Raw genomic sequence first — 411 nt, 5'->3', positions numbered from 1 at the left:
AATCTCTCAGTAAATAATAACTTTATTATCCATTTTCCAAAGAGTATTATCCCAATTGTGTAAGCTATGAGCCAAAGTGTATTGTAAAACAAGATTTTTCGTGGAATCTTCTCTTTTCTAGCAAATTCTCTAAATACAGTAGTTGTAAATGCCGAAGAGAACGCAACCATTGGAGAAACTAAGGCTATTGCAAGGTTATAAAAACCCAGTGGAGTGGTTCCAACAAAATATGTTATGAATAAACTATCTAACTTATATGTTGACTGATCCGCGATTTGTCCTAAATATACATGGATGCCATACCTTTTTGTTAATCTTAAAATCTCTTTGCCATGTAATTTAATTTCCCTAAACTCTGGAGTCAGCATGAAGATTGAGACTATGTATGAAATGCTCATACTAATTCCGTAT

Annotated in this window: 1 protein-coding gene; it reads right to left on the bottom strand. The window is 32.8% G+C overall.

Annotated elements, in window-relative coordinates:
* The coding region (locus E3E37_RS11295) for an oligosaccharide flippase family protein (RefSeq protein WP_167717446.1) at nt 1-398 on the bottom strand (398 nt) is incomplete at its 3' end.
* Between the last annotated feature and the right edge of the window lie 13 nt (nt 399-411).

This window comes from Thermococcus sp. ES12, assembly GCF_012027515.1.
GTDB classification, from domain to species: Archaea; Methanobacteriota_B; Thermococci; order Thermococcales; family Thermococcaceae; genus Thermococcus; species Thermococcus barossii.
Note: the sequence above shows the minus strand (reverse complement) of the source record. Positions and strands in the feature narration are given on the sequence as shown.